Consider the following 25,118-nt stretch of genomic DNA (forward strand, 5'->3'; position numbering starts at 1 on the left):
ATCAGTCGTCCCCGTTGTCGCCGCCGCCGTTGCCGTTCCCGTTGCCGGGACCGCCTCCGTTACCGGCACCACCACCGCCGCCGGTGTCTCCGGAGCCGCCGCCCTCTTCGCCGGAGCCACCGCCGTTCGAGCCGCCCTCTTCGTTGTCGTTGTTCTTCGGCTTGGGCGGCGGGGCCGGCTGCCCGACGAGCCTCGGGTCGGGTGCCGGGAAGTTCTTGACAGGAAGGCCGACGACCGCCTTGTCCATGTACGTCTTCCAGGTCGGCGCAGCGATCTCACCACCGTAGAGGGCCTTGTAGAACTGGCCCTTCACGTAGAAGTCTTTGTGCTCGAAGTTGCCGTTGGACTCCCCGACCCAGACAGATGTCGAGAGGTTGGGCGTGTACCCCGTGAACCAGCTCTGGAACGCGTCCTGCGTCGTGCCGGTCTTACCAGCCACCGGGCGGCCGTCGCTCAGGCCGCCGTGAAGCTTCCAGGCCGTTCCCGTGGAGCCGAAGACCTTGGTCATTGCGAAGGCGACGGTGTTCGCCACTGCGGGCTCGAGCGTCTGCTTGCAGGCTCTGCCGGGCACCTTCATCTTTGCGCCGTCTCGCTCCCGCACCTCCAGGATCGCGATCGGCGCGCAGTAGGTACCGCCGCTGGCGAAGGTCGCGTACGACGCCGCCTGGTAGACCGGCGTCGTCGACTGGGTGCCCAGCACCATCGGGGCGAAGACGTCGATGTCCGACTCCTTGGGAACGTCGATGGTCCGAGACGTTGGGTCGGACGACGTGGTCGGCCGGAAGCCGGCGTCCCAGGCCGTGCCGGCAATGTCGCACAGGTTGAGCTCGTGGGACATGCGGGCGTAGACGGTGTTGAGCGACTGGAACGTGCCGGTGAGCACGTTCGTCATACCGCTGGTCGAGCCCTCGACGTTCCCGACGTTCCAGGCATCTCCGCCGAGGCTCTGCTTGCAGGGCTGAACCTGAAAGGACGAGACCTGCGTCGAGTACGCGCTCGCGCTGATGGGGTCATACAGCTGTCGGCCGGAGCGCAGCCACTCCGCAAGGATGTACGGCTTGAAGTTCGAGCCTGCCTGGAAACCGCGCGACCCACCGTGCGCATAGTCCGCCGAGTAGTTCAGCGAGGTGTGCCGGGGTGCGGGCTCTGCGCCCGCGTCGTAGGGAATGTTCTGGGCCATGGCCAGGATCTTCCCGGTGCCGGGCTCGACCGAGGTGATCGCAGCCTCGAGCTGGCTCGGGTCGTTGGCCGGGACGGCGTCGTTGATCGTCACCTCGGCCGCACGCTGCTTCTTGATGTCCAGCGTGGTGATGATCTTGAGGCCACCGCGGTACAGAAGGTCAAAGCGGTCGTCCCTGGTCTCCCCGAACTCCGGGCTGGACATGACTTCCTTGATGACGTAGTCGCAGAAGAACGCCGCACCCTTGGCGGACTCGCAACCGACGTCGAGCGGCTGGACATCGAGGCTCTCCTCAAGCGTCGTCCCCAGCGCCTTGTCCCGCTCCTCGGTGGTGATGTAGCCGAGCTGCCACATCTTGCCGACGACGAGATCGCGCCGCTCCTCAGCCTTCTTGGGATTCTGCAGCGGGTCGAACTGGCTCGGCGCCTTGGTGATGCCGGCGATCGTCGCCGCCTCGACCACGGACAGCTTGCTCGACGACTTGCTGAAGTAGTGCCGCGAGGCCGTCTCGACGCCGTAGACGCTTGTGCCGAACTGCGCGATGTTCAGATAGCCCTGCAGGATCTCGTCCTTGGACATCTCCTTCTCGAGCGCGATAGCCAGCTTCGCCTCGCGAAGCTTTCGCGTCAGCGAGTCCTCGCGAGCCTCCAGGATGCCGAAGGTGTCGCCCGACCGGTCGGCCTCCTCGATCAGGACGTTCTTCACGTACTGCTGGGTGAGCGTCGAGGCGCCCTGCATGTCGCCGCCGCCGAAGTTCTTGAGCGCAGCGCGCGAGATGCCCTCGGGATCCACGCCGCCGTGGTTGTAGAAACGCTCGTCCTCGATGGAGATCACGGCGTTCTTCATGTGATCCGACACCTTGTCGAGCGGCACGACGATGCGGTTCTGCACGTAGAACGTCGCCAGCTTTGTCTTGCCGTCGCTCGCGTAGATCTGGGACTGCTCCGACAGCGGCCCCGGAACCAGCTCGTCAGGCACCTCCTCGAACACTTCGACGCCGGTGTCGACGGCGGTGTTCACGCCGGACGCCAGCGGGATCACGAGCCCGGCCGCGATCACGCCACCAGCGCCTGCGGTGAGCACGAATGCGAGAAGGAGTCCGATGAGCTGCGCGGCGGGGATGGTTCGGGTGATCCGGCGCGGCTCGCGAGGGTTCGCCATGGCCATGGGCCCAGGTTACGGGGTGTCCCTGACAGAGCGCGCCCAAACCGGACTCGCCCGTGTGCAGGTCTCGTAGGGAATCGCCGCTGCCATTCGCGGGCTAGCATCATCGGCATGGCAACGAAGTGGGAGTACGCGACGATCCCCCTCCTCATTCACAACACCAAGGCGATCCTCGACCAGTGGGGCTCGGACGGCTGGGAGCTCGTGCAGGTGGTCCCCGGACCCGACGGCACCGGTCTCGTCGCCTACCTGAAGCGGCCCGGTGGTGACGCATGAGCTTTGAGAAGCGCCTCGCCGAGCTGGGCATCACCCTCCCCGAGGTAGCCGCTCCGGTGGCGGCGTACGTCCCAGCGGTGCAGACCGGCAACTACATCTACACGTCCGGCCAGCTGCCCTTCGTCGAGGGCAAGCTGCCCGCGACGGGCAAGGTCGGCGAGGGCGAGGGCCTGGTCTCCGCCGACGACGCCGCGGCCTACGCGCGCACCTGTGCGCTCAACGCGCTCGCCGCGGTCCGGTCGGTCACGGGCTCGCTCGACTCGATCTCACGGATCGTGAAGGTCGTCGGATTCGTCGCGAGCGACCCGTCGTTCACGGGTCAGCCCGCGGTCATCAACGGCGCCAGCTCGGTGCTCGGAGAGATCTTCGGCGACGCCGGTGTGCACGCCCGCTCCGCCGTGGGCGTGGCAGTGCTTCCGCTGGACTCGCCGGTCGAGGTAGAACTCGTCGTCGAGCTGGTTTAGCGCCTCCGCAGCGGCCTGGAACGGGCGTGATCGGACCCACTCCGGATTCGGTTTCCGTTCCGGGCCCTGCGTCGGCTATTCTGAGCAGGCTCCCGCGGAAAGGCTTCGTGCCTGTCGTGCGGTGGACTCAATCGGGGTGTGGCGCAGCTTGGTAGCGCGCTTCGTTCGGGACGAAGAGGTCGCAGGTTCAAATCCTGTCACCCCGACCATGTGAAAGACCCTCTGACCAGCAGAAATGCTCGGTCAGAGGGTCTTTTTCGTTGTCCGGCAAGAGGGGATGCCGGAACCCGGTCCCCGGTTCTGCCGTCAGCAGATGACACGTGTTCGACGCGCGCATCGAACACGTGTCCGATAATTTGATGCCATGAAGCGCACCGATGGTCCAACATCCCGAACCTCCGACGGCCGACCTCCGTCGGCGTCGTTCGGCGTGGACGGCGCCGCGCTCCGGCCGCCGGACGTGCGGGCGATGCGTGAGCGACTGGCGGGCATGATCCTTCCAGGCGCATCCGACACGGCGGGTTGGGTCGACCTGCTCGGCGAGCTCGAAGCCCTCAAGAACACCGCGACCGCCGCTCAGGCGCAGCTCGCCGTGGCGCTGGAGGTCTCGACGAAGGCAGCCGAGGCCGAGCAAGGTCTTCGTGCCGACCGGCGAGGCCGTGCCGTGCCGAACCAGGTAGGGGCGGCGATACAGCAGAGCCCACACGCCGGATCGGCGTTCCTGAGCACCGCCCGGGTGTGGCTGACCGGCATGCCGCACACGTTCCGCGCCCTCCGCACCGGCATCCTGTCGCAGTGGCGGGCGACGCTCCTGGTCCGGGAGACCTCGCACCTGACGGCGGAGCACCGCGCCCAGATCGACGAGCAGATCTGCGGACCGGCAAACCTGCCGACGCTGGCGCGAACGGGCACCCGGCGGCTGATGGCGCGGGTGAAGGAGCTCGCCGCAGAGCTGGACGTGCATGCGTGCGTGAAGCGCAGGGCGAAGGCCGTCGCTCAGCGGTGCGTCTCGGTGCGGCCGGCGCCGGACCTGATGGTGTACCTGACCGCGCTGGTGCCGATGCAGCAGGGGGTGCAGGCCTACGCCCAGCTCAAGAAGCACGCGGAGGCAGCCAAGGCCGCGGGTGACGAGCGCGGCACCGGACAGCTCATGGCTGACACGTTCATCGAGCGCGTCACCGGCCGCGAGCCGGGCCATGCCGACGATGTCCCGGTCACGATCAACCTCCTCGTCTCCGACCAGACCCTGCTCGCCGACGGCGACCGCCCAGGTGTTGTCGTCGAGGGCGTGTCTGCGGGTGTAGGTGTCGTCCCAGGGCCGGTGGCGCGGAACCTGGTCGCGCACGGCATCGACGCCGATGCAGCGTGGCTGCGCACGATCTACGTCGCTCCGGGCGGGCGGCTCCTGGCCTCGACGTCGAAGGCGAGGTTCCACCCGCAGGGTATGGCCGATCTGCTGCGCTCTCGGGAGCAGGGCGTCTGCGCCACACCGTGGTGCGACGCCCAGGCTCGGCACATCGACCACGTGACCCCGCATGCCGAAGGTGGACCGACCAGCCTCGACAACGGGCAGGGGCTGTGCGTGCGTTGCAACCACGCCAAGCAGTCGCCGGGCTGGACGCAGTCCGCTACCGAGAGGGACGGTCGCCAGGCCGTCGAGACCGTCACGCCCACTGGGCACAGCTACGACTTCGTCGCGCCCGAACCACCCGAACCCATCCGGGAGACGCCCCCGGCCTGGACTCCAGCAGCAGGCATGACGGGCCCGAGCGACAGGCACGTTCCACGCAGCCGATACGGCATCGGACGCTCTGCGCCACGGCGCAGCGGGACCATCGCCTACCGGCCACGGAGACGGCGGAGAGCCTCGAGTCGAAGATCTCGGGCCGACCTCGCCTGGACGCATGTCCGCTGAACCGGCCGCCGTCGGGCGCTCGTGCCTGCCCAGCGCACCGGTGCAAGACTTGGGATCAACCCAGCACGGGAGGCATTCGATGGATCCGTACGTCCTCGTCGGTGGCGGGCTGACCACAGCCCGCGCCGCGGAAGCGCTCCGCACCGGTGGTTACGACGGCGACCTGGTGGTCGTCACGGCCGAACCCCACCATCCGTACGAGCGCCCACCGCTGAGCAAGGACTACCTGCGCGGCGAGTCGGAGCGAGACGCCGTCTTCCCGCTGAACGAGGCCTGGTACACCGAGCACGACGTCACCGTCCAGGTCAACGAGACGGTGGTCGGGCTGGACGCGGTCGGACACACCCTGACCCTCTCCGACGGCGGCACGCTCGCCTTCGCGAAGGCGCTCCTCGCCCCCGGGTCCACGCCGCGGGCACTCGGCCTGCCCGGCGCGGATCTCGCCGGAGTGCACTACCTCCGCACCATCGACGACTCGGATCGCATCTCCAGCACGCTGCTCGAAGCTTCCCTGGAGGGTGTGGGCCGCCTCGTCGTGATCGGCGACGGGTGGATCGGGCTCGAGGTGGCCGCATCGGCACGGTCCCTGGGCCTGGACGTCACCGTGATCGGCCGGGGGTCCCGCCCCCTCGGACGGGTGCTCGGACCTGAGATGAGCGATCTCTACGTGGGCGTGCACGCCGAGCACGAGGTCCACTTTCTCCGCACCGCCTCCGTCACTCGGATCCAGGGCGCCGACGGCCGTGTCACCGGCGTCGACCTGTCCGACGGAAGGCAGGTGGGAGCCGACGTCGTCGTGATCGGCGTGGGCGCCACGCCGAACGTCGGGCTCGCGGAGGTTGCGGGCCTCGACCTCCGGTCCGCTGCGCAGGGCGGAGGTGTCGTCGTGGACGGCACACTGGCGACGTCGCATCCCGACGTGTTCGCCGGAGGTGACGTCGCAAGCATTCCGTCGCCCCTCTACGGGCGTCCGCTCCGGGTCGAGCACTGGGCCACCGCCCAGAGGACCGGCGCGCATGCGGGCCGGGCCATGCTCGGGGCCACCGACCAGTACGACAGGCTCCCCTACTTCTACAGCGACCAGTACGACGTCGGCATGGAGTACACCGGCTGGGTGGACGTCGAGGCCGGCTACGACGACGTAGTGGTCTCCGGAGACATCGGCTCACGAGAGTTCGTGGCGTTCTGGCGCGTCGATGGGCAGGTGGCGGCCGGCATGGCGGTGAACGTGTGGGAACAGATGGGGCGTGTGGAGGAACTGATCAGGTCCCGGAAGAAGGTGTCGACGGCGGAGCTGGAGGGCTTCGTGAGCTGATCACGGGTGGGACCATTCCCGGGTGTCGCCACTCCACCGGGCCCTCGCGCTCGCCGCCGTCTCCGCTCTCGTGCTCGCCGGCTGCACCCGGGGCGCGGGGCAGCCCCCGGCCGAGATCCGGACGGCCGCCGACTCGGTGCGCGGCCTGGACGGCGTGATCGCCGTCGAGGTCACCAGGAGCAGCCCGATCGAGCTCGCCAGGGGCAACTTCGGGCAGCGGGAGCAGGCCGCGCCGAGCACGGTGAGCGTGCGGGTCATGCTGGACGAGACGCTCGGGGCGGGCGACGCCGGGGCGGTCACCGCGGAGGCGCAGTCGCTCCTGGTGGCTGACGCCGACCTGCTGGAGAGCCGTGACCAGGTCTCGCTGTCCGTCGAGTACTACACGGAGACCGAGGAGTCAGGCCCCACGCAGAGCGGGTACGGGCAGAGCGGGTACGGCGAAGCCCCGTCGCTGCACGTCACCACGGGTGCCGGCCCCACGACGGAGGTGGTGGGCGACGCCGCAACGGACGCGTACCACCTGCGAGAAGCGGGTGCCGTCTTGGTGACGATCAGCCTCGGCGACGGCCCCGGCACCTGGGAGGACGACCCGATCGCAGCGACGGCCCAGGTACGGGCCCCGTCCATCGACGCCCTGCCGGGCCTGGCCCGGACCGCCGTCGAGCTCGACCGCTCCGCCGATCTCTCCGCGTCCGGCGCCGACTTCCGGTCGGCGGCCCGGGTGCCCGACGTCGGCGCCGTGGCGCTGCTGGTCGCCGCGGTCGAGCGTCCGGACGTCAGTAGCGCGACGTACCTCGCCCAGGAACGGCGGCTGACCGTACGGGCCGACACGACGTCACCCGCGCAGGACCTCACCGCGCTCCGCCGGTGGCTCGACCGGCAGGAGTACGCACGAGCGAGCGGGTACCACGTGGCCTACACGATCGTCGACGCCGAACAGACCGAGGCGACCGGCTGGGTCTCTGGTTTCGAACCGCCCGCCCAGGACACCGACACCCTCCCACTGCCCGAAGGCACCACGCCGTGGCCGGTCGACCCCGCTGCCCCCGACTGCACCGGCGACGACCTGGAGGTCACCTTCGGCGTCGTCGACTCCTCGCTCGGCACGCGTGCGGCGAACGTGCGCGCCCGCAACCTGTCGGGCGCGCCGTGCGCCATCGAGAACGTCCCGGAGTTGATCTTCCGCAACGAGGCCGGTCAGGCGCAGGAGAACGTCACCATCACCCCGGGCGACGTCGGGCCCGCCCGCGTGGTGGTGCCCGACGGCGAGTACGTCCTGTCCGCCTTCCTGTGGCGCGCGATGTCCACGGTCAACGACCCGGACACGACCACGACGGTCGAGGTCACCGCCGTCGCCGGCGCCGATCCGGTCCGGCTCGACGCCACCATGGACGGCACGCGGGCGTCGGGCCTCGACATCCTCGACGGTGCCGAGGTGCGCCAGAGCCCGTGGACCCAGGCCGGCCCGCCGCCCGAGGACCCGCTGACGTCCGGCTGACCTCTGCCGCCTCAGACCGCGAACAACAGCCCGGCGCTCACGAGCACGACGACGGCTGTGGCGAAGTGGATCCCGAACGCGACGGCCTTGCTCCCGCCGTGGCGGCGGCCTACGCCGACTTCGCCCAGCAGCGGCCCGCGCTGTACGACGCGATGTTCACGCACGCCGTCGATCTGACGTTCGAGACCTTCTGGGCCGGCCTGCACGGCCTGGCCATGCTCGAACGCAGCGGCCGCCTGCCCCTCGAGGCGCGCGACCACCGGCTGGAGCTGCTGGTCGGCCGCTTCGCGCCGGTCACCGGCTGATCCGGAGGATCAGCCCGAGCACGCCTCCGCCAGAGCAGCGCTGAGCTCTTCGCTGCTCCGGGAACCTCCGCCCACGTAGAGTGTTCCCTGGTACGGCACGTAGACCTCGCGCTCGACACCGAGCGAGCGGACCTTCAGGCGAACGCCGTCGAAGCTGTAGCGGACGCTGGAACCACTGACGATGTTGCCCTGTGGGTTGTGGATCCACATCACTACCGAACGATCCGGAGGAACGACGACGGAACTCTGAGTTCCTTCAGGAGGGCTACCTGCGTCGCCGGCCGCGAAGGTGTCGTCCCCCGAAGGATCCTCGCTGAGCGGCTCGAACCGGTACACCTCGGGGTCCGTGCTGATGACCGTCACGGACCACGGGGACGGGTTGCGCAGCGTGTGCGCGACGACGACCTCCTCGTCCGTGCCGAACGACGTCCAGTAGTCGTCCTGCGGAATGCAGTCAGGGAGATCGAGGCCACCGGAGATCGCCGCCGGGCCGGTGTCGATCCGCCCGATCCGGGCGGCACCCTGCCAGGCGGCGACACCGACGAGCAAGGCCACAACCAGCGTGAGGGGAATCCAGCGCCCACGGCGCCGACCCGGCACCTGCGTGGCTTCGGCCGGATCCACCACGTCGTCGCTGTTCACAGGCTGAGGCTAGGTGCTGCGTGAGAACGAGTCCACAGAACCGCCGAGACCCCGCTGGCCGAGCTTTCCGAGACGGGTCTCGGCAAGCTCGGCCAGCGGAAAGAAACCGGGTTCAGCCGCGACGCTCGCGGACGGCCTTCGCCAGCTCACGGAGGAGGTCCTCCGTGGTGTCCCAGTCCATGCACTTGTCCGTGACCGACTGGCCGTAGACGAGCTCCGACAGCGGGGCGGGCTTCTGCGCGCCGGCCTCGATGAAGCTCTCCATCATGAGGCCGGTGATGCCCCGCTCGCCGTCCGCGATGCGGTTGGCGATCTCGTGCACGACGCCAGCCTGGCGGACGTGGTCCTTGCCCGAGTTGCCGTGGCTCGCGTCCACGATCACGCCGTTCTCGACGGGGCCGCCCAGCCCGGAGGTGCGTGCCACGCGCAGCGCGGCGGCGACGTCCTCGGCTCCGTAGTTGGGGCCGGAGCGCCCGCCACGCAGGATCACGTGGCAGTCCGGGTTTCCCGTGGTCTCGACGGCGGCGGCGCGGCCCTGGCCGTCGGCCCCGAAGAAGGTGTGCTCGCTCGCGGCGGTGATGCAGCCGTCCACGGCGATCTGCACGTCGCCGTCAGTCGCGTTCTTGAACCCGACGGGCATCGAGAGGCCAGAGGCGAGCTGCCGGTGCACCTGCGACTCGACGTTGCGGGCACCGATGGCGCCCCAGGTCACGGCGTCGGCGATGTACTGGGGGCTGGTCGGCTCGAGGAACTCGGCCCCGGCCGGGACGCCGGCGTCGAGCACGCCGAGCAGTACCTCGCGGGCGAGGCTCAGGCCGTGCCGCACGTCGTGCGAACCGTCCAGGTGCGGGTCGTTGATGAGGCCCTTCCACCCGACCGTGGTGCGCGGCTTCTCGAAGTACACCCGCATGACGACGACCAGGTCGTCGGACAGCTCGCGCCGGAGCGTGGCGAGCCGGGCCGCGTAGTCGAGCGCGGCGACCGGGTCGTGCACGGAGCACGGGCCGACGATCGTCAGCAGCCGGTCGTCGTCGCCGGTCAGGACGTCACGCACCTCGCGGCGGGACGTCGTGACGAGGTCGCTGCGGGCGGTGCCGAGCGGCATCGACTCCAGCAGGCTGTTCGGCGCGGGAAGCGGGTCGAGAGCGCGAATGCGCAGGTCGGAGGTGCGGGTACCGAGTTCGGATAGCTCGGTGCTGGGTTCCGCAGGCGTGATGCTCATCGGGATCGGGGCTCCTGGTAGGCGGGTCTGGTTCGAAGGAACCGGACGGCCCGCCACCGACTCCTGGTCCGGAGCGGTCCGTCTGGCAAAGACGAAGGGCCTGGACGCGATCGGCGTCCCAGGCCCTGGCTCCGGGTGGAAAGTTGGTCAGGCGTGCGCCCGCCGAGCCCCACCAGGAGCCGACGTAAAGCGCCAATACCAACGGATGTCCACAGCGAAAACGGTAGCCGCACCGTTGGTGGCTGTCCACCGGGTCCCAGGATGCGGTCGGTCACAGTCGCGCACCGCTCTACGACCCGTCCCCGGATCGCAACCGGAGGTGCGCGTCGACCAGCTCGCGCAAGCGGTCGCCGTCGAACGGGTCGCCATGCCCGGGATAGACGATCTTGACCGGCATCGAGCGCAGCCTGAGCATGCTGTCGAGGTAGGCAGCGGTGTCGGACTCCGGAAGCTCGTCGAGCAGGACACCGTCATAGATCACGTCACCGCTGAACAGAGCACCGCTCTGTTCCTCGAACAAGCAGATACAACCGGGAGTGTGGCCCGGCAGGTGCACGACGCGGAGCTGGCGATCACCGAGATCGATGACGTCACCGTCAGCGAGCACATCAGTGGCCGGAGCCGGAAGGATCGCATAGCTGTCGACCTCGAAGAGCTCCGAAGGCGCTCGGTCGATCAGGAGAGGCGGCGCGTCGAGCCAGGCCAGGCCCAGCAACGACGCGAGCTCCGGCCCGCGCAGGCTTGCCGGGGTCCGCCCGTCCACCTCGGTCGCCGCGTGCATCCGACGGTCGCTGAACTCGTGCGCGGATCCGACGTGGTCGAGGTGCCGATGGGTGAGCACCAGGACCGGGCTGTTCTCGAAGAGGCCCGGCAGGTGCTCCCGCAGGGAGGCCACGCCGAGGCCCGCGTCGACCACGAGGTCGTGATCACGTCCGCGCAGGTGCCAGATGTTCGCGCGGAGCAGCTCGTGCACGTTCGGTTCGTCGATCCGGGCAAGGGTCTCGGTGACTCGCTGCACCTGGAACCAGGGCGAGCCGGCCGTCGCATCCAACAAGGGAACTCCTCAGGACAGGCGCTGACGCGCGTAACGCTCCACGAAGGCTCGCAGGATGCGCATCGGCTCGGTGACGGTCACGGCGACCGCCCGCGCGCGAACGAGCTCAGCCTCGTCCCGCGGGAAGTAGCCGTAGTCGCGGTAGACGGCGATCCGCTGGGCCATGCCCGTGCCGTCCAGCTCCGGGTGGAACTGCGTCGCGTAGAGGTTCTGCTTGATCCGGAACATCTGCACCGGACAGCCCGCCGAGGAGGCGAGCAGCACCGCATGGTCCGGCAGCTTGCGCACCGCCTCCTTGTGGCCGACGTAGGCGGAGAAGCTCTGCGGCATGCCCGCCAGCAGCGGGTCCGACGCCGCGTCCGGCGTCAGCTCCACGACCACCGGACCCACGGGCTCCGAGTACGTCCCGTCGATCACGGCGCCCTGGTGCGCGCCGAGCGTGCCGACGCCGTAGCAGGCGCCGAGAAAGGGGAAGTCGCGGGCGACCAGCTCGTCGAGCAGCGCCGCGAGCTGCGCCTCGACGCGGCGCTGCACCGGCCCTTTCTTCTCTGCCGGGTCCGAGGAGTTGAACGGCCCGCCGCCGACGAGCACGCCCGAGTAGTCGTCGAGGTCCACGGGCGGCAGCGGGTCGCGCTCCAGGCGCACCCTGTGCAGCTGCTCCGGCGCGAGGCCGCCGTAGCGGCAGAACGCCTCGTACTCACCGTCGGCGGCCACGTCTTCTCCGCGGGTCGCCAGCAGCAGAAACGGCTTCATGACAAGAGGGTAGGTGAGATCAGCGCGTCTCGGGACGGCGCGCCCACCACGTCGCCAGAGCTGCTCCCGAGAGGTTGTGCCACACCGAGAAGAGCGCGGCGGGCAGCGCCGCGGCGGGCGAGAAGTGGGTGGCCGCGAGGCTCGCGGCGAGGCCCGAGTTCTGCATGCCGACCTCGATGCTGACCGCGCGGCGCGCCGGCCGGTCCAGGCGCGCCAGCCTCGCCGCCCCGTACCCGAGCAGCAGCCCGAGGACGTTGTGCGTGACGACCGCGAGCGCCAGGAGCAGCCCGGTGGCGAGCACCGTCTGGGCGTTGGCTGCGACCACGCCGAGCACGACGAGGACTATGCCGCCCACGGAGACGAGGGGCAGGTAGGGCAGGAGCTTCTCGACGAGCCTCCCGGCGATCGCGCGCACGACGATGCCCGCGAGCACCGGGATGAGCACGACCTGGAGGATCGAGCCGAACAGGTCCATGAACCTGATGTCCAGGGTCTCGTCGGCGAGCCACAGGATGAGCAGGGGCGTGAGGAACGGTGCGAGCAGCGTGGAGATGGCGGTCATCGTCACGGACAGGGCGGTGTCGCCCTTGCCGAGGTACACGATCACGTTGGACGCGGTGCCGCCCGGGGCTGCGCCGACCAGGATCATGCCGAGCATCGCCATGCCGGTGAGGCCGTAGACCCCGCCCACCGCCCACGCGAGGAGCGGCATGACGACGAACTGGGCGACGACGCCGATCAGCACTGCCCACGGCCGCTTGGCCACGAGGGCGAAGTCCCCGCCCCGCAGGGTCAGCCCCATGCCGAACATGATGATTCCGAGGAACAGCGGGATGTGCCCCGCGAGGGGTGCCAGCTGGGTCGGGGCGAGCAGCCCAGCGACTCCGCCCAGCAGCACCAGGACGGCGAACCAGCGCCCGACCAGCTCTGCGATCTTCCGCAACGTTCCCACGTGTTCCTCCCGGCTGTCTTTCGGCCGAGTCACCCTAACGCGGGTCCCGACAGGCTCGACCACCGGTGGTCGAGCCTGTCGAGACGTCTCTCACGCCCAGCGAAACAGCTTCACGCCGAGCGGGAAGAGCACGAGCGTCCACGCGGTCAGCACCATGACCTGCGCCAACGGGAAGCCTTCGTTGCCGAACCAGCCGACCGTGAGCCCTTGGGCCGCGGCGCCGAGCGGCAGGTAGAGGCCGATGTTCTGCATCCACTCGGGCATGACCGACAGCGGCACCCACACCCCGGAGAACATCAGGGACGGGAAGTAGATGAGCATCCCCAGGCCGGACGCCGTCGTGCCCTTCTCGGCGCGCGCGGCCACCAGGAGTCCGAGCGAGAACATGGCGGTCGTCGAGAGCACGAGGACGAGGAGCACGACCAGCGGGTCGGCCGCGAACGGGACGCCCAGCACCACCAGGGCGCTCACCACCGCGACGCCGGCCGACACGATCAGCGCGAGCACGTTGATCACCATGTGGGCGCCGACCAGGTTCTGCGGCGGCATCGGTGTGGTCGACAGCCGCTTCAGGATGCCCTTCTCCCGGAGGGTGGCGAACTGCACCGGCATGGTGGTCAGCGCGATGGTCCCGATGGCCAGCGCCACGACGGTGGGCAGGTAGCTGGTGATGCCGGGCGCCTCGTTCCAGGGCGGTGGGGCGTCGGTCATCGGCTCCTGGAAGGAGGGGATGGCGAGCCCGAGGCCGAGCAGCAGCATGGTCGGGAAGACCAGCGCGAAGAACACGGTGGCCGGGTCCCGCAGCCACACCTTGAGCTCGGTGACGAGCAGCTTCCCGAAGCCGCGCGTGCCCCCGCCGTGTCGGCGCGCGGGTGCGGGCACAGCCTGTCCGACGGCGGTCATGCCGCCACCTCCTCGTTCTCGTTCGCCCGGTACTCCCGGCCGGTGACCTGGACGAACACGTCCTCGAGGGTGCGTTCGAGCGTGCGCACGTCGTCGGGGACGACGTCGGCGGCGGCGAGCGTCTGCACGACGGCGAACAGCACCTTGTGGGTGCCGGTCACCTCGATCTCGTCCCCGACGGGTACGGCGGCGGTGACGTCGTCGTCCCGCTCGGCGAGGGTGGTGAGGAGCTGGGTGGCGCGAGCACGGGCGCCGTCGTCGGCGAAGCGGAGCCGGACTCCCCTGTCGCCCTCGAGTCCTTCGATCAGGGCCGACGGCGTTCCCTCGGCGACCACGCGGCCGTCGTCGATCACGACGAGCCTGTCACAGAGCCGTTCGGCCTCCTCCATGAAGTGGGTGACCAGCAGGACGGTGACCCCGGAGTCCCGGACCCGCTCCACGAGCTGCCAGGTAGCGCGGCGCGCGGCTGGGTCGAGACCCGTGGTGAGCTCGTCGAGTATGGCCACCTGCGGCTTGCCGACCAGCGCGAGAGCGATGGACAGCCGCTGCTTCTGGCCGCCGGACAGCTTGCCGAACTGCTGGTTGCGGTGCGCGGTCAGGTCGAGCAGGTCGAGGAGCTCTGCCGAGTCCGCGTGCTGGGCGTAGAACGAGCCGAAGACCTCGAGCGCCTCGGCGACGGTGATCTTGTCGTGCAGCGCGGCCTCCTGGAGCTGCACGCCGACGTGCTCGCGGATCAGCCCTGGATCGGCCTGGGGGTCGTTGCCCAGGACGCGGACCGTGCCGCCGTCGGCGTGCCGGATCCCGGCGACGCATTCGACGGTGGTGGTCTTGCCGGCCCCGTTGGGGCCGAGGATCCCGAAGATCTCACCTCGGGCGACCTGGAAGGACACGTCGACGACGGCGGTCTTGGGGGTGCCGCCGCGCTTGGCCGCGGGATAGGTCTTGCGGAGTTGACTGACTTCGACGACTGGGGACGTCATGGCTGCTCCTTGGTGAGATCAGGTTTCGTCAGATCTAGCGGGGACGCACGGGTGCCGTGCGCAGCAGGGTATAGAGCAGGACTGCGGCCAGGACGACGGCGAGCGCCGCCCCGCCGAGGCCGAGCAGCATGGTGAGCAGGCCCTCGGAGGCGGGCACCTCGGCGTGGTCGAGGTCGGGCCGGAGCTCGACGTTGGCGATCGTGCCGACCACACCCGTCCGGGTCGCGAGGTCGACGAGGACGGCGGGTACGGCGAGCGGGAGCATCAGGAGCGTGCCCCAGACCTTGGAGTGCGTGAAGCCGATCCCGATGCACGAACCGACGAGGACGTAGGTGATGAGCACGAGGGACTCGGCGACGGCGGTGCCGAGCACCGCGGCGGGTGAGTCGAAGGGCAGGGCACCGAGCCTGCGCCAGGTCATCCCGAGCGAGGTGCTCAGGAGGCGTTCACCCAGCAGGGCGAGCGTGGTGACGACGCCGAGGAGCACGCCGACCACGACCGCGCCGCGGAGCACGCCCTCGAAGAGGGACCGGCGGCTGCCGCCCGCGGCCACGTGCAGCGTCAGGATCGCGGACGACGCGAGGACGCCGAGCGTGATCATGGGCCAGCGTGCCGCGCCGAGCGTGGCGTCGAGCGCGCTGATCTCCAGGTCGTTGCCGGCCACGGCGTTGCCGACGGTGATCCCGACGGCGTACAGCGCGTAGATGGCCCAGAACCAGATCCCGATGGTGAGGCCGGAGCGACGGAGCCGCCGGCTAGCGGCCGTGACGCCGCGCAGGTGCGCGGCCCGGTCGAGGCCCGTCATGGCGTCGGCCGTAGCGGGACGGAGCGCAGCGGGACGCTGAACAGCCAGGCGGCGAGCGCGATCGCGACCGCGCCGCCCACCAGCCCCAGCAGCACACCGGGTCCGCCGTCCGGCAGGGTGTCGAGGCCTACGATCAGGGCCGTGACGCCGGTGTGCGAGGCCAGGTCGACGAGCGCCGCCGGGACGAGTGCGGCGAGGACGTAGACCGTGCCCCGCACCATGCCGAGGCGGTAGTAGCCGGCGGAGATCGCGGCACCCACCAGGTAGTACGTGGCGGCGACCAGCGCCTCGGTGAGGAGCGTCAGCGCGATGCCCGCCCAGCCGTCCACCGGCAGCCCGTACTCACGCGACCAGGTCAGGTCCAGCGCCCCGAACAGCGCGCGCTCGCCGACCATGTACACCGCGGTGACCAGGCCGATCAGCGCACCGCCGACGATGCCGCCCCGGACGGTGCCGGTCACGAGCGACCGGCGGGTGCCGCCCGCCGCGACGTGCAGCCGGAGGTACGCGGCGGGGACGATGGTGCCGAGCACCATCATGAACCACCGTGACGAGCCGCCTATCTGGGCATCGACGACGCCCTGGTCCAGGCCCGAGCCGAACTGCACGCTGCCCACGATGACCGACACTGCGACGACCGTGAAGATCGCCCAGTACCACCCGCCGATGACGCTGACGACCCGCACGCTGACCGCGGCGGCCTGACGAGCGCCGCGCCGGTCGGCCGCGCGGACCAGCGCCTCCCTGCTCGGGTCGGCGATGACGGGGTGGGTCGTCCCGGCGCTCATGACGGCACGCTCCCCTGACCGGTCAGCCGGACGAAGAGGTCCTGGACGGGCACGGCGCCCACCTCGACGCCCGCACCGCGGGCCGCCGTCAGTTCGTCGGCCTCGAGGGCTCCCTCCAGCGTGACCTGGACGGTCGTGCCGAGCTGCTGGCGGTGCAGCACCCGGCGTCCGCCCGCGATCCGCTCGACGGCGTCCTTGGTACCGGTGAGGCTGAACCCGCGCGCCCGCATCTCGTCGGCGGACTCGGCCAGGAGCACGCGCCCACGGTCGATGACCACGACGTCCTCGAACAGCCGCTCGACCTCCTCGACCAGGTGGCTGGAGAGGAGGATCGTGCGCGGGTGCTCCGCGTAGTCGGCGAGGAGCTCGTCGTAGAACGCGTACCGCGTGGGCGCGTCCATGCCGAGGTACACCTCGTCGAAGATCGTCAGCGGTGCGCGCGCGGCCAGGCCGAGGGTGGCGCCGACCGCCGAGCGTTTGCCGCGCGACAGCGCGGACGGGTTCTTGCGGACGTCGACCTCGAACAGGTCCAGCAGGCGCTCGGCCGTCTCGGAGCTCCACTCGGGTCGCATGTCGGCGTAGTACTTGAGCGACGTGGCGACCTTCTCCTCGGTCATCAGGTCACCGCTCTCGCGGACGAGCTGCGTGCCCGAGGTGATCCACGGGTTCTCCCACGGGTCCTCCTGAGCGCCCTCCGGCCCGACGACGACGGTGCCGCTCGTCGGGCGGGTGAACGCCGCCAGCAGCGAGAGCATCGTCGTCTTGCCCGCGCCGTTGCGGCCGAGCACCCCGGTGATGACCCCGGGCCGGATGGTCAGCGTGGCGCCGTCGAGCGCGGTGCTCGCGTCATCCCTGATCGGGATGCCGTTCTGCTGCATCCTGTAGCTCGTGCCGAAGTGGACGACGACGTCGTCCAGGCGGGCACCGAATGGTGCGGTGGTCATGACTCCTCCGTGGTTGGCTTGCCGCTGGTTCGCTTGCCGCTGGTACCGACGACGTAGGCGACTACCTCGTCGGTCGGGATCCCGAGAATGTCCGCCTGCTGCAGGGCGGGGGCCAGGACGTCCTCGAAGTAGCGCTTGCGGTACTCGTCGAGCAGACGCTCCCTGGCGCCCGCCGCGACGAACATGCCGAGGCCGCGGCGCTTGTAGAGGACGCCCTCCTCGACCAGCCCGGAGAAGGCCTTGGCGGCCGTCGCGGGGTTGATCCGGAAGGTGGTCGCGAACTGCGTGGTGGACATGACCTGCTCCTCCTCGCCGAGCTCGCCGGAGAGCACCTGGGCGCGGATCCACGTCGCGATCTGCACATAGATGGGCTCGGGTCCGTCGAACATGTCTCGTCCTGACGTTCAGTGGTTCGTTACTTGACTAATGAACCATGGATGCGGGTCGGGCGCAAGCCCCTGGACATGACAAAGGCGGGTCGGGCAGGCGCGCACGCCTACCCGACCCGCCCCTTGCAAGGGTCCTGCTACGTGTCGGACGCCTCCGCGGCGTCCAGGGTCTGGAGCTCGGCCAGGTCGGCCGCGATGAGCTCGGCGATCTGGATCGTGTTCAGGGCTGCGCCCTTGCGGAGGTTGTCGTTGCTGACGAACAGGACCAGGCCGCGGCCGTCCGGGACGGACTGGTCCTGCCGGATGCGGCCCACCAGGGACGGGTCGACGCCGGCCGCCGCGAGCGGCGTCGGGACGTCGGCCAGCTGGACGCCGGGGGCGCCGGCCAGCAGCTCACGGGCCGCGTCCGGGGTGATCGGACGCGCGAACTCCGCGTGGATCGACAGCGAGTGACCGGTGAACACCGGGACGCGCACGCAGGTACCCGCGACGGCCAGGTCGGGCAGGCCCAGGATCTTGCGGGACTCGTTGCGGAGCTTCTGCTCCTCGTCGGTCTCGCCCGAGCCGTCGTCGACCAGGTTGCCCGCCAGCGGGAGCACGTTGAACGCGATCGGCGCCACGTACTGCTTGGGGGCGGGCAGGTCCACGGACCCGCCGTCGTGCACCAGGCCCTTGAGATCCTGCCCGACGGCGGACCGCACCTGCCCCGCCAGCTCCTCCACCCCGGCGAGCCCGGAACCGGACACCGCCTGGTAGGTCGCCACGCGGAGCCGCTCCAGCCCGGCCGCCTGCGCCAGGGGCGAGAGCACCGGCATCGCGGCCATGGTGGTGCAGTTCGGGTTGGCCACTATGCCCTTGGCCGCCTCGCCGATCGCCTCCGGGTTCACCTCGGAGACGACGAGCGGCACCTCGGGGTCGAGCCGCCAGGCCGACGAGTTGTCGACGACGAGAGCGCCGGCCTCCGCGAACCGCGGCGCGTGCTCGCGCGACGTGCCACCACCCGCGGAGAAGAGGGCGATGTCGATGTCGGCGAGGTCGTCCGTCGCGGTCGCGGCGAGGTCCTCCACCGGGACGTCGAACCCGGCGAACGGGAGGGTGCTGCCCGCGGAACGCGCGGACGCGAAGAACCGGATCGAGGCAACGGGGAACTCCCGCTCCTCCAGCAGCCGGCGCATCACGGCGCCCACCTGGCCGGTGGCCCCGACGACTGCGACGTGCACGCCGTGCTCGTTGATCTCGGCCATGTCAGCGCCCCGTTCCCGCGTAGACGACCGCTTCGCCGTCGACGCCGTCGAGCTCGAACGCGGTGTGGACGGCGCGCACGGCGTCGTCCAGCGAGTCCTCGCGGGTGACCACCGAGATGCGGATCTCCGAGGTGGAGATCATCTCGATGTTGATGCCGGCGTCACGCAGCGCGCCGAACAGCCGCGCCGAGACACCGGGGTGCGACTTCATGCCGGCGCCCACGAGCGAGAGCTTGCCGATCTGGTCGTCGAACTGCAGGGAGTCGAAGCCCACCTCGGCCTGCACCGCGGTGAGGGCCGCCATGGTGGCCGGGCCGTCGCCGTCGGGCAGCGTGAACGAGATGTCGGTGAGGCCCGTCGAGGCGGCGGACACGTTCTGCACGATCATGTCGATGTTCGCGCCCGCTCCGGCCACCACCTCGAAGATCCGGGCGGCCATGCCCGGGACGTCCGGCACGCCGATGACGGTGATCTTGGACTCGGAGCGGTCGTGCGCCACGCCGGAGATGATCGGGGCTTCCATGGGGTTCTCCTTCGACTTCTTCTCTGCCGCGACCACGAGCGTTCCGTCGTGGGCGCTGAACGAGCTGCGGACGTGCACCGGCACGCCGTACCGGCGCGCGTACTCGACGCTGCGCAGCGCGAGCACCTTCGCGCCGCAGGCCGCGAGCTCCAGCATCTCCTCGTAGCTGACCTGGTCGATCTTGCGGGCGGCGGGCACGATGCGCGGGTCGGCGGTGAATATGCCGTCGACGTCGGTGTAGATCTCGCAGACGTCGGCGTTCAGCCCGGCCGCGAGCGCCACGGCGGTCGTGTCGGAGCCGCCCCGGCCGAGGGTGGTGACGTCGTTCGTGGACTCGGTGACGCCCTGGAAGCCGGCCACGATGGCGACCTGCCCCTTGTCCAGCGTCTCGCGGATGCGGTGGGGCACGACGTCGACGATCCGCGCCCGGCCGTGCACGGCGTCGGTGATGACGCCGGCCTGCTGGCCCGTGTAGGACTTGGCCTTCACACCCAGGTTGGTGATCGCCATCGCCAGGAGCGACATCGAGATGCGCTCGCCGGCGGTGAGGAGGATGTCGAGCTCCCGTTTGGGCGGGAGCGGGGTGATCTGCTGGGCGAGGTCGAGGAGCTCGTCGGTGGTGTCGCCCATGGCGCTCACCACGACCACTACGTCGTTGCCCGCTCGTTTTGCCTCGGCGATCCGCTTCGCGACGCGCTTCACGCTGCGCGCGTCCCCGACCGAGGATCCACCGTACTTCTGCACGACAAGAGCCATGCGCCTGCCTTCCGTTGCCGGCCTCCGTCTCTTTCAACGGCCCGCCGGGTGGTTGGGTTTGCGAATCGATGGTACGACGGCGGGCATCCCGGGCGGCTGTGATGTTCACCGTGCGGGACAGACGGGACTATCCGGCGAAGACGTCCCAGGCCAGGCGCGCGATCAGGGCGCCCACCACGATGACGAACACCACGCGGACGAACTTCGAGCCCTTGGCCACGGCCATCCGCGCGCCGATGTAGGCGCCGATGAGGTTGGCCACGCCCAGCCCGAGGCCGAGGCTCCAGATGACGGCTCCGCTCGGCACGAAGAAGATCAGGGCGCCCGCGTTGGTCGCGAAGTTGACGATCTTCGCGATGGCCGACGCCGGGAGGAACGAGTAGCCGAGGGCGCTCACAAGGCTGATGACCAGGAAGGTGCCCGTCCCGGGGCCGAGCAGCCCGTCGTACGCACCGATCAGCAGGCCGATCACGGCGGCGATCCGCTTGTGCCCGTTGCCGACCCACCGCAGGTTGTCGTGCTGGCCGACGTTCGGCTTGAGCAGGGTCCACGTCAGCACCCCGACGAGCACGATCAGGATCATCGGCTTGAAGAGCTGCTCCGGGATGTACGAGGCGCCGATCGCGCCGCCGAACGCTCCGGCCAGTGCCGCGAGCGCCATCGGGCCGGCGGTCCGCAGGTCCGGCTGGACCCGCCGGTAGTAGGTGATGGCGCTCGTGGACGTGCCCATGATGCTGCCGAGCTTGTTCGTCGCCAGGGCCTGCACCGGGCTGATACCCGGGACGAGCAGCAGCGCGGGCAGCTGGATCAGCCCGCCTCCGCCCACTACGGCGTCGACCCACCCGGCGGCGAGGCCGGCGAGCAGGAGGAGGACGATGGTGAGGAGATCAAGTTCGGGCACGGATGCATTGTGCGCGAACGGCGGCTCGTCCTACATCGTCGTACCACGGCGGACGACGACGGGAGAGCCGTCGGCGATGAAGGCCGAGACCGGTTCGGCGGTGAGGCTCTCGACGAACGCGCGGCCGTAGACCTGCTCGACGTCGCAGTCGAGGCCCGGGTCGGCGGCCTGCCAGACGTGCCAGCTCGGGTGCTCGACGCGGTACTCGACGGTGCCGCCGCCCCGCTGCGCGGCGTAGCCCCAGTAGTGCTCGGTGATGAACTGCTCCTGGGAGCCCTCGACGAGCGGCTCCGCGCTGCCCCGGGTGGTGGCCCGGACGTGGTGCCAGGCTCCGGCGTCGCGCCACGAGTACTCCACGACGCCGTCCGGCGTGTCGCGGTCGGCGGCGAGGTCGATCCGGTGCCGCATGGGCCGCGCCACGTATCTCTCGCCGTAGACGGCGCGGGCCACGGCGGCCAGCGCCGGGCGCGGGACGATCTCCTTGACGAAGACGACGCCGCGCCGCCAGCCGTCGTCGGCCCGGCGGCGCACGTAGAACCGCAGGTTGATCTCGTCGAAGTCCCGGTGGAACGGCACCGGGACGCCGAGCAGGCGGGTGTCGAGGAACTGGAACCCGACCACGCTGACGAAGTGCGTGCCGCCCCACGTGTCGAGCTCGACGCCACGCGGCAGGAGCGGCCGCAGGACGGCGGGGTCGGCCTCGTAGTTGAGCATCACCAGCCGGCGCCACTGCGCCGCGAGGAACTTCCCGGTCCGCGCCTCGGGGTCTGTCACGCGGGGAACGTACCAGCCTCGCGGCCCGCATGTCGGTGCCGACCCGTAGGGTGACCTCTTGTGTACGAAGGCGCGGTCCAAGACCTGATCGACGAGCTCGGCCGGCTTCCCGGCGTCGGGCCCAAGAGCGCGCAACGCATCGCGTTCCACCTGCTCGCGGCCGACAACGACGAGGTCAAACGTCTCGTCGACGCGCTCACCGAGGTGAAGCTGCGCGTCCGGTTCTGCGAGCTCTGCGGCAACGTCGCGGAGTCGGAACGCTGCCGCATCTGCCTCGACCCGCGACGCAGCGACGAAGTGATCTGCGTCGTGGAGGAGCCCAAGGACGTGGTCGCCATCGAGCGCACCCGTGAGTTCCGCGGCCGCTACCACGTGCTCGGCGGGGCCATCAATCCCATCGAGAACGTCGGCCCGGACGACCTGCGCATCAGCGAGCTCCTGACCCGGCTCGCGGACGGGAGGGTGCAGGAGGTCATCCTCGCGACCGACCCCAACGTCGAAGGAGAGGCCACGGCGACCTATCTTTCCCGACTGATGGGTCACATGGAAATTACTGTATCGCGGCTGGCCTCGGGTCTCCCCGTTGGTGGAGACTTGGAGTACGCGGACGAGGTGACGCTCGGTCGCGCGTTCGAAGGCCGCCGCGTCATCGCCAAAAACTAGAGCATCGGCAACGACAAGTAGGTGGGATCACGATGAGTGAGATAACCCCTGGATCAGACCTCAGCGAGGTCGCGGACCAGGTGTCCGCACAGGCACGGACGTTCCTCTCGACGGTGACCCAGGTGGCGTCCGGAGGGATGCCGGGGGCGGAGCTCTCGCTGCTCGTGCTCGCGTCGTCCGACCTGCTGGCCGCGGGGGCGCGGCTCGCCGCGATCGTGGACGTGGTGCCCAAGGAACGCTACGAGCCCGACGCCGGACCGGACACCGACCTCGACCCGCTGCGTGAGGCCCTGTCCAAGATGTTCGACGGGTTCGACGACTACACCGAGGTCGTGGACCCGGTACTCAGCGAGGACACCGGTTCGGCATCGCTGTCCGGCGACCTGGCGTGCGTCGCCGAGGCGCTGGCCAAGGGCCTGCAGCACTTCGACAGCGGCCACGAGCTCGAGGCCCTCTGGTGGTGGCAGTTCTCCTACTTCTCGCTGTGGGGCGAGCGCGCGGCGTCCGCCCTGCGCGTGCTGCAGGGGCTGCTGGCGCACGTGCGCCTCGATGTGGAGGACGACGTCGCCGCCGAGGCGGAGTACGACGCCCTCCACTCCTGACGCTCAGGCGACGCGGGTGCCCTGCGGCAGCTCGGCCGTAGGGATCCGCAGGCGGTTGACCGCCACGACGACGCCCGCCGCGCCGAGCAGCAGGTCGAACCCGAGGCCCCAGGGCCACACGAGCTGGTCGGTGACCTGGACCGGCTCCACCGGGGAGTCCGGCCGGACCTCTCGGCCGTTCTCGTAGACGAAGTCGCTGCACCAGTCCTGCGGGCCCGTGTTACCGGTCCGCGCGTACCGGACGCCGTACTGGAGAGCCGCGAGCATGTTCCCCTCGTTCGACAGCGTCTCGACGTCACCCTGGAGGGGCTGCGCATCGGCGACCACGACGAACGGGTTCGGCGCCAGCAGCCACCAGGTGCGCTCGCTGTGCCACACGGACATCTCGTGCGTCTGCCACTCGCACTCGGGCGCGGTGGTCTCCTCCCAGTCGTAGCCGGCCTCGATGTCCCAGACCTCGACCTCCTCGGTGGTGCTGGTGACGGGTACCAGCAGGCCGAACAGGATCGGCAGCGCCACGGTGATCGCGCCGATGGTCAGGTACGTCAGCACTGCCGACCCCGACGTCTTGCTCACCAGGGCCGAGAAGCCCAGCCCGATGGCGCAGACGACACCCAGCACCAGCGCCAGCATGAGCACCGTGGTCAGCAGCGCGAACCAGTGCACGCCGCCCCCGAGCAGCGCCCAGACGAGGAACGGGATGCTCGCGACGAGGAAGGCGAGCGCCGCGATCCAGGCGGCGGCGAGCTTGCCGAGCACTATCTCGGCGGGCGACAGCAGGGTGACCTGCAGCGTCGCGAGGGTGCCCGCGTTCCGGTCGCCGTTGATCGCGCCCGACGACAGGGTCGGCGCCACCAGCAGGCCCAGGAACAGCACGAACCCGACGACGATGCTGTAGACCGTCCCGCCGTACGAGACGCCCCCGGTCGTAGCCGTGTCGCCCGAGAGCATCCGGAACGCGCCGGTGGTCAGGAGCGTGATCAGGCCGACCACCAGGAACCAGACGATCAGCGCGGTCTTCCACCGTGTCGAGCGCACGCGCTGGCGCAGCTCCAGCACCGTCACGGTGCGCAGGCCGTGCCAGGACAGCGACCAGGTGCCGCGTCCGCGGGGTGCTCCGCCGTCCGCCGGTGCGGATCCGACGACCTCTACGTCAACGCTCATCGTCGCTCCTCCTCGAGGGCCAGGTAGGCCTGTTCCAGCACGCCGCCGGCCGGGGCGAGGCTCGACACCGCGACGCCGTCCTCGACCGCGGACCGCAGGAGCGCAGCGGCAGCGGCGTCCCCGGCCAGGTCGACGAGCACGCCGGGCCCGTCGGCCTCCTTGCGATAGGCGGGACCGTTCTCGTCCAGCCAGGCCGTGAGGGCCACGGGGTCCAGGCCGGTCAGACGCCACGCCCGCGGCCGGTCGCCGTCGGCGACGGACCGGGTGTCGACGGTGCGGCCGCGCGAGATGAACACCGCGTCGTCGGCCATCTCGTCGAGCTCGGTGAGCACGTGCGAGGAGACCAGGATCGTCTTGCCCTCGGCGGCGAGCTGCCGGAGGAGCACGCGCAGGTCCACCCGGGAGCGCGGGTCCAGGCCCGAGGCGGGTTCGTCGAGGAGCAGGACGTCGGGGTCGTGCACCAGCGCGCGGGCGAGGCCGAGCCGCTGCTTCTGGCCGCGGGACAGGACGTGCGCGGGCTGGTCGGCCAGCTCGGAGAGGTGCACCAGCGCGAGCAGCTCGCTCGCGCGGTCCCGGCCGGCGGCGGCGTCGAGCCGGTACGCCGCCGCGACGGTCGTCAGCACCTCACGCGCCGTGAGGGAGTCCCACGTGCCGAACACGTCGGGCATCCAGCCGGTCCGCGAGCGGGCCGCGTAGTTCTCGGCGACCGGGTCGGCACCAGCGATGCGGATGCTGCCCGCATCGGGCGCCAGAAGGCCGGCGAGCATGAGCAGAAGGGTCGTCTTGCCCGACCCGTTGGGTCCGATGAGCGCGGTGACCCGACCCGGTGCGGCGACCAGGTCGACGTCGGCCACCGCGTGCACCGGACCGAACGAACGCCGCACGCCGTGCGCGCGGATACCACCGTCTGGGGTCATGCCGGGACACTACAGCGGCCGAGGT

At 70.3% G+C, this 25,118-nt stretch carries 26 protein-coding genes and 1 tRNA gene; 9 read left to right on the top strand and 18 right to left on the bottom strand.

Annotated elements, in window-relative coordinates; genetic code table 11:
• Position 1: 1 nt before the first annotated feature.
• Complete coding sequence (locus ACQEVI_RS09630; RefSeq protein ID WP_432897459.1) at positions 2-2,347, bottom strand: transglycosylase domain-containing protein; 2,346 nt, start codon at positions 2,345-2,347, stop codon at positions 2-4.
• Positions 2,348-2,455: 108 nt separating this feature from the next.
• Here ACQEVI_RS09630 and ACQEVI_RS09635 point away from each other — a divergent pair, with 108 nt between their 5' ends.
• From ACQEVI_RS09635 to ACQEVI_RS09665, 7 genes are all read left to right on the top strand, one after another.
• Positions 2,456-2,620: a DUF4177 domain-containing protein gene (locus ACQEVI_RS09635; protein WP_116677091.1), complete on the top strand. Its 165-nt coding sequence runs from the start codon at positions 2,456-2,458 to the stop codon at positions 2,618-2,620.
• Entirely contained in the window at positions 2,617-3,084 is a 468-nt protein-coding gene (locus ACQEVI_RS09640; protein ID WP_432897462.1) for a RidA family protein, read from the top strand. Before ACQEVI_RS09635 ends, ACQEVI_RS09640 begins: the two co-directional genes overlap by 4 nt.
• 132 nt (positions 3,085-3,216) lie before the next feature.
• Positions 3,217-3,293: transfer RNA gene (locus ACQEVI_RS09645), tRNA-Pro, on the top strand.
• Between the two features lie 281 nt (positions 3,294-3,574).
• Complete coding sequence (locus tag ACQEVI_RS09650; protein ID WP_432905890.1) at positions 3,575-4,999, top strand: HNH endonuclease; 1,425 nt, start codon at positions 3,575-3,577, stop codon at positions 4,997-4,999.
• A gap of 79 nt (positions 5,000-5,078) precedes the next feature.
• Positions 5,079-6,314: an NAD(P)/FAD-dependent oxidoreductase gene (locus ACQEVI_RS09655; RefSeq protein ID WP_432897465.1), complete on the top strand. Its 1,236-nt coding sequence runs from the start codon at positions 5,079-5,081 to the stop codon at positions 6,312-6,314.
• 22 nt (positions 6,315-6,336) lie between these two features.
• Positions 6,337-7,812 (top strand): DUF4232 domain-containing protein, encoded by a 1,476-nt coding sequence (locus tag ACQEVI_RS09660; protein ID WP_432897468.1) that lies wholly within the window; start codon positions 6,337-6,339, stop codon positions 7,810-7,812.
• A gap of 65 nt (positions 7,813-7,877) precedes the next feature.
• Positions 7,878-8,117: a hypothetical protein gene (locus tag ACQEVI_RS09665; RefSeq protein WP_432897471.1), complete on the top strand. Its 240-nt coding sequence runs from the start codon at positions 7,878-7,880 to the stop codon at positions 8,115-8,117.
• Positions 8,118-8,126: 9 nt separating this feature from the next.
• Here the strand turns inward: ACQEVI_RS09665 and ACQEVI_RS09670 are convergent, their stop codons facing one another.
• The 15 genes from ACQEVI_RS09670 to ACQEVI_RS09740 form a co-directional block, all read right to left on the bottom strand.
• Positions 8,127-8,759 (bottom strand): hypothetical protein, encoded by a 633-nt coding sequence (locus ACQEVI_RS09670; RefSeq protein WP_432897473.1) that lies wholly within the window; start codon positions 8,757-8,759, stop codon positions 8,127-8,129.
• A 112-nt stretch (positions 8,760-8,871) separates the two neighbouring features.
• Positions 8,872-9,981: a 3-deoxy-7-phosphoheptulonate synthase gene (locus ACQEVI_RS09675; RefSeq protein ID WP_432897476.1), complete on the bottom strand. Its 1,110-nt coding sequence runs from the start codon at positions 9,979-9,981 to the stop codon at positions 8,872-8,874.
• A 289-nt stretch (positions 9,982-10,270) separates the two neighbouring features.
• Complete coding sequence (locus tag ACQEVI_RS09680; RefSeq protein WP_432897479.1) at positions 10,271-11,035, bottom strand: MBL fold metallo-hydrolase; 765 nt, start codon at positions 11,033-11,035, stop codon at positions 10,271-10,273.
• A 9-nt stretch (positions 11,036-11,044) separates the two neighbouring features.
• Positions 11,045-11,788, bottom strand: coding sequence for a glutamine amidotransferase (locus tag ACQEVI_RS09685; RefSeq protein ID WP_432897482.1), 744 nt, complete (start codon positions 11,786-11,788; stop codon positions 11,045-11,047).
• Positions 11,789-11,807: 19 nt separating this feature from the next.
• Positions 11,808-12,740, bottom strand: coding sequence for a bile acid:sodium symporter family protein (locus tag ACQEVI_RS09690; RefSeq protein WP_432897485.1), 933 nt, complete (start codon positions 12,738-12,740; stop codon positions 11,808-11,810).
• A 90-nt stretch (positions 12,741-12,830) separates the two neighbouring features.
• On the bottom strand, positions 12,831-13,643 hold the full coding sequence (locus ACQEVI_RS09695) for an ABC transporter permease (RefSeq protein ID WP_432897487.1): 813 nt from the start codon (positions 13,641-13,643) through the stop codon (positions 12,831-12,833).
• Complete coding sequence (locus tag ACQEVI_RS09700) at positions 13,640-14,623, bottom strand: ABC transporter ATP-binding protein (protein WP_432897490.1); 984 nt, start codon at positions 14,621-14,623, stop codon at positions 13,640-13,642. Before ACQEVI_RS09700 ends, ACQEVI_RS09695 begins: the two co-directional genes overlap by 4 nt.
• A 34-nt stretch (positions 14,624-14,657) precedes the next feature.
• Entirely contained in the window at positions 14,658-15,428 is a 771-nt protein-coding gene (locus tag ACQEVI_RS09705) for a hypothetical protein (RefSeq protein WP_432897493.1), read from the bottom strand.
• Entirely contained in the window at positions 15,425-16,216 is a 792-nt protein-coding gene (locus tag ACQEVI_RS09710; protein WP_432897496.1) for a hypothetical protein, read from the bottom strand. Before ACQEVI_RS09710 ends, ACQEVI_RS09705 begins: the two co-directional genes overlap by 4 nt.
• A complete protein-coding gene (locus ACQEVI_RS09715) occupies positions 16,213-17,160 on the bottom strand; it encodes an ATP-binding cassette domain-containing protein (RefSeq protein WP_432897499.1) in 948 nt (315 codons plus the stop codon). The genes ACQEVI_RS09710 and ACQEVI_RS09715 overlap by 4 nt, the downstream gene beginning before the upstream one ends.
• Positions 17,157-17,549, bottom strand: a complete 393-nt coding sequence (locus ACQEVI_RS09720) for a GntR family transcriptional regulator (RefSeq protein WP_432897502.1) — start codon at positions 17,547-17,549, stop codon at positions 17,157-17,159. The genes ACQEVI_RS09715 and ACQEVI_RS09720 overlap by 4 nt, the downstream gene beginning before the upstream one ends.
• Before the next feature lie 137 nt (positions 17,550-17,686).
• Positions 17,687-18,793 (bottom strand): aspartate-semialdehyde dehydrogenase, encoded by a 1,107-nt coding sequence (locus ACQEVI_RS09725; protein ID WP_432897505.1) that lies wholly within the window; start codon positions 18,791-18,793, stop codon positions 17,687-17,689.
• A gap of 1 nt (position 18,794) precedes the next feature.
• On the bottom strand, positions 18,795-20,072 hold the full coding sequence (locus ACQEVI_RS09730) for an aspartate kinase (protein ID WP_432897508.1): 1,278 nt from the start codon (positions 20,070-20,072) through the stop codon (positions 18,795-18,797).
• 127 nt (positions 20,073-20,199) lie between these two features.
• Positions 20,200-20,973 (bottom strand): TSUP family transporter, encoded by a 774-nt coding sequence (locus ACQEVI_RS09735; protein WP_432897511.1) that lies wholly within the window; start codon positions 20,971-20,973, stop codon positions 20,200-20,202.
• Between the two features lie 30 nt (positions 20,974-21,003).
• Complete coding sequence (locus ACQEVI_RS09740; RefSeq protein WP_432897514.1) at positions 21,004-21,747, bottom strand: YqjF family protein; 744 nt, start codon at positions 21,745-21,747, stop codon at positions 21,004-21,006.
• Positions 21,748-21,807: 60 nt separating this feature from the next.
• Between ACQEVI_RS09740 and recR the strand changes: the two genes are divergently transcribed.
• The gene (gene recR / locus ACQEVI_RS09745) at positions 21,808-22,410 is read left to right on the top strand and encodes a recombination mediator RecR (RefSeq protein ID WP_432897517.1); all 603 of its coding nucleotides are present in this window, start codon (positions 21,808-21,810) and stop codon (positions 22,408-22,410) included.
• Between the two features lie 32 nt (positions 22,411-22,442).
• The gene (locus ACQEVI_RS09750) at positions 22,443-23,012 is read left to right on the top strand and encodes a DUF5063 domain-containing protein (RefSeq protein WP_116677111.1); all 570 of its coding nucleotides are present in this window, start codon (positions 22,443-22,445) and stop codon (positions 23,010-23,012) included.
• A 3-nt stretch (positions 23,013-23,015) separates the two neighbouring features.
• Here the strand turns inward: ACQEVI_RS09750 and ACQEVI_RS09755 are convergent, their stop codons facing one another.
• Complete coding sequence (locus tag ACQEVI_RS09755; RefSeq protein WP_432897521.1) at positions 23,016-24,176, bottom strand: ABC transporter permease; 1,161 nt, start codon at positions 24,174-24,176, stop codon at positions 23,016-23,018.
• Positions 24,173-25,093 carry an ABC transporter ATP-binding protein gene (locus tag ACQEVI_RS09760; protein WP_432897524.1) on the bottom strand — a complete coding sequence of 307 codons (921 nt, stop codon included), beginning with the start codon at positions 25,091-25,093 and terminating at the stop codon, positions 24,173-24,175. Before ACQEVI_RS09760 ends, ACQEVI_RS09755 begins: the two co-directional genes overlap by 4 nt.
• Positions 25,094-25,118: the final 25 nt, after the last annotated feature.

The sequence above is a fragment of the Promicromonospora sp. CA-289599 genome (assembly GCF_050936155.1).
Lineage (GTDB): Bacteria > Actinomycetota > Actinomycetes > Actinomycetales > Cellulomonadaceae > Promicromonospora.

What these genes read in the sequence shown, in the direction of transcription:
- ACQEVI_RS09730 (WP_432897508.1), bottom strand. Translation starts at nt 20,072, where the DNA reads ATGGCTCTTGTCGTGCAGAAGTACGGTGGATCCTCGGTCGGGGACGCG.
- ACQEVI_RS09760 (WP_432897524.1), bottom strand. Translation starts at nt 25,093, where the DNA reads ATGACCCCAGACGGTGGTATCCGCGCGCACGGCGTGCGGCGTTCGTTC.
- ACQEVI_RS09725 (WP_432897505.1), bottom strand. Translation starts at nt 18,793, where the DNA reads ATGGCCGAGATCAACGAGCACGGCGTGCACGTCGCAGTCGTCGGGGCC.
- ACQEVI_RS09720 (WP_432897502.1), bottom strand. Translation starts at nt 17,549, where the DNA reads ATGTTCGACGGACCCGAGCCCATCTATGTGCAGATCGCGACGTGGATC.
- ACQEVI_RS09710 (WP_432897496.1), bottom strand. Translation starts at nt 16,216, where the DNA reads ATGAGCGCCGGGACGACCCACCCCGTCATCGCCGACCCGAGCAGGGAG.
- ACQEVI_RS09685 (WP_432897482.1), bottom strand. Translation starts at nt 11,788, where the DNA reads ATGAAGCCGTTTCTGCTGCTGGCGACCCGCGGAGAAGACGTGGCCGCC.
- ACQEVI_RS09655 (WP_432897465.1), top strand. Translation starts at nt 5,079, where the DNA reads ATGGATCCGTACGTCCTCGTCGGTGGCGGGCTGACCACAGCCCGCGCC.
- ACQEVI_RS09640 (WP_432897462.1), top strand. Translation starts at nt 2,617, where the DNA reads ATGAGCTTTGAGAAGCGCCTCGCCGAGCTGGGCATCACCCTCCCCGAG.
- ACQEVI_RS09630 (WP_432897459.1), bottom strand. Translation starts at nt 2,347, where the DNA reads ATGGCCATGGCGAACCCTCGCGAGCCGCGCCGGATCACCCGAACCATC.
- ACQEVI_RS09715 (WP_432897499.1), bottom strand. Translation starts at nt 17,160, where the DNA reads ATGACCACCGCACCATTCGGTGCCCGCCTGGACGACGTCGTCGTCCAC.
- ACQEVI_RS09755 (WP_432897521.1), bottom strand. Translation starts at nt 24,176, where the DNA reads ATGAGCGTTGACGTAGAGGTCGTCGGATCCGCACCGGCGGACGGCGGA.
- ACQEVI_RS09675 (WP_432897476.1), bottom strand. Translation starts at nt 9,981, where the DNA reads ATGAGCATCACGCCTGCGGAACCCAGCACCGAGCTATCCGAACTCGGT.
- ACQEVI_RS09695 (WP_432897487.1), bottom strand. Translation starts at nt 13,643, where the DNA reads ATGACCGCCGTCGGACAGGCTGTGCCCGCACCCGCGCGCCGACACGGC.
- ACQEVI_RS09700 (WP_432897490.1), bottom strand. Translation starts at nt 14,623, where the DNA reads ATGACGTCCCCAGTCGTCGAAGTCAGTCAACTCCGCAAGACCTATCCC.
- ACQEVI_RS09750 (WP_116677111.1), top strand. Translation starts at nt 22,443, where the DNA reads ATGAGTGAGATAACCCCTGGATCAGACCTCAGCGAGGTCGCGGACCAG.
- ACQEVI_RS09650 (WP_432905890.1), top strand. Translation starts at nt 3,575, where the DNA reads ATGATCCTTCCAGGCGCATCCGACACGGCGGGTTGGGTCGACCTGCTC.
- ACQEVI_RS09705 (WP_432897493.1), bottom strand. Translation starts at nt 15,428, where the DNA reads ATGACGGGCCTCGACCGGGCCGCGCACCTGCGCGGCGTCACGGCCGCT.
- ACQEVI_RS09635 (WP_116677091.1), top strand. Translation starts at nt 2,456, where the DNA reads ATGGCAACGAAGTGGGAGTACGCGACGATCCCCCTCCTCATTCACAAC.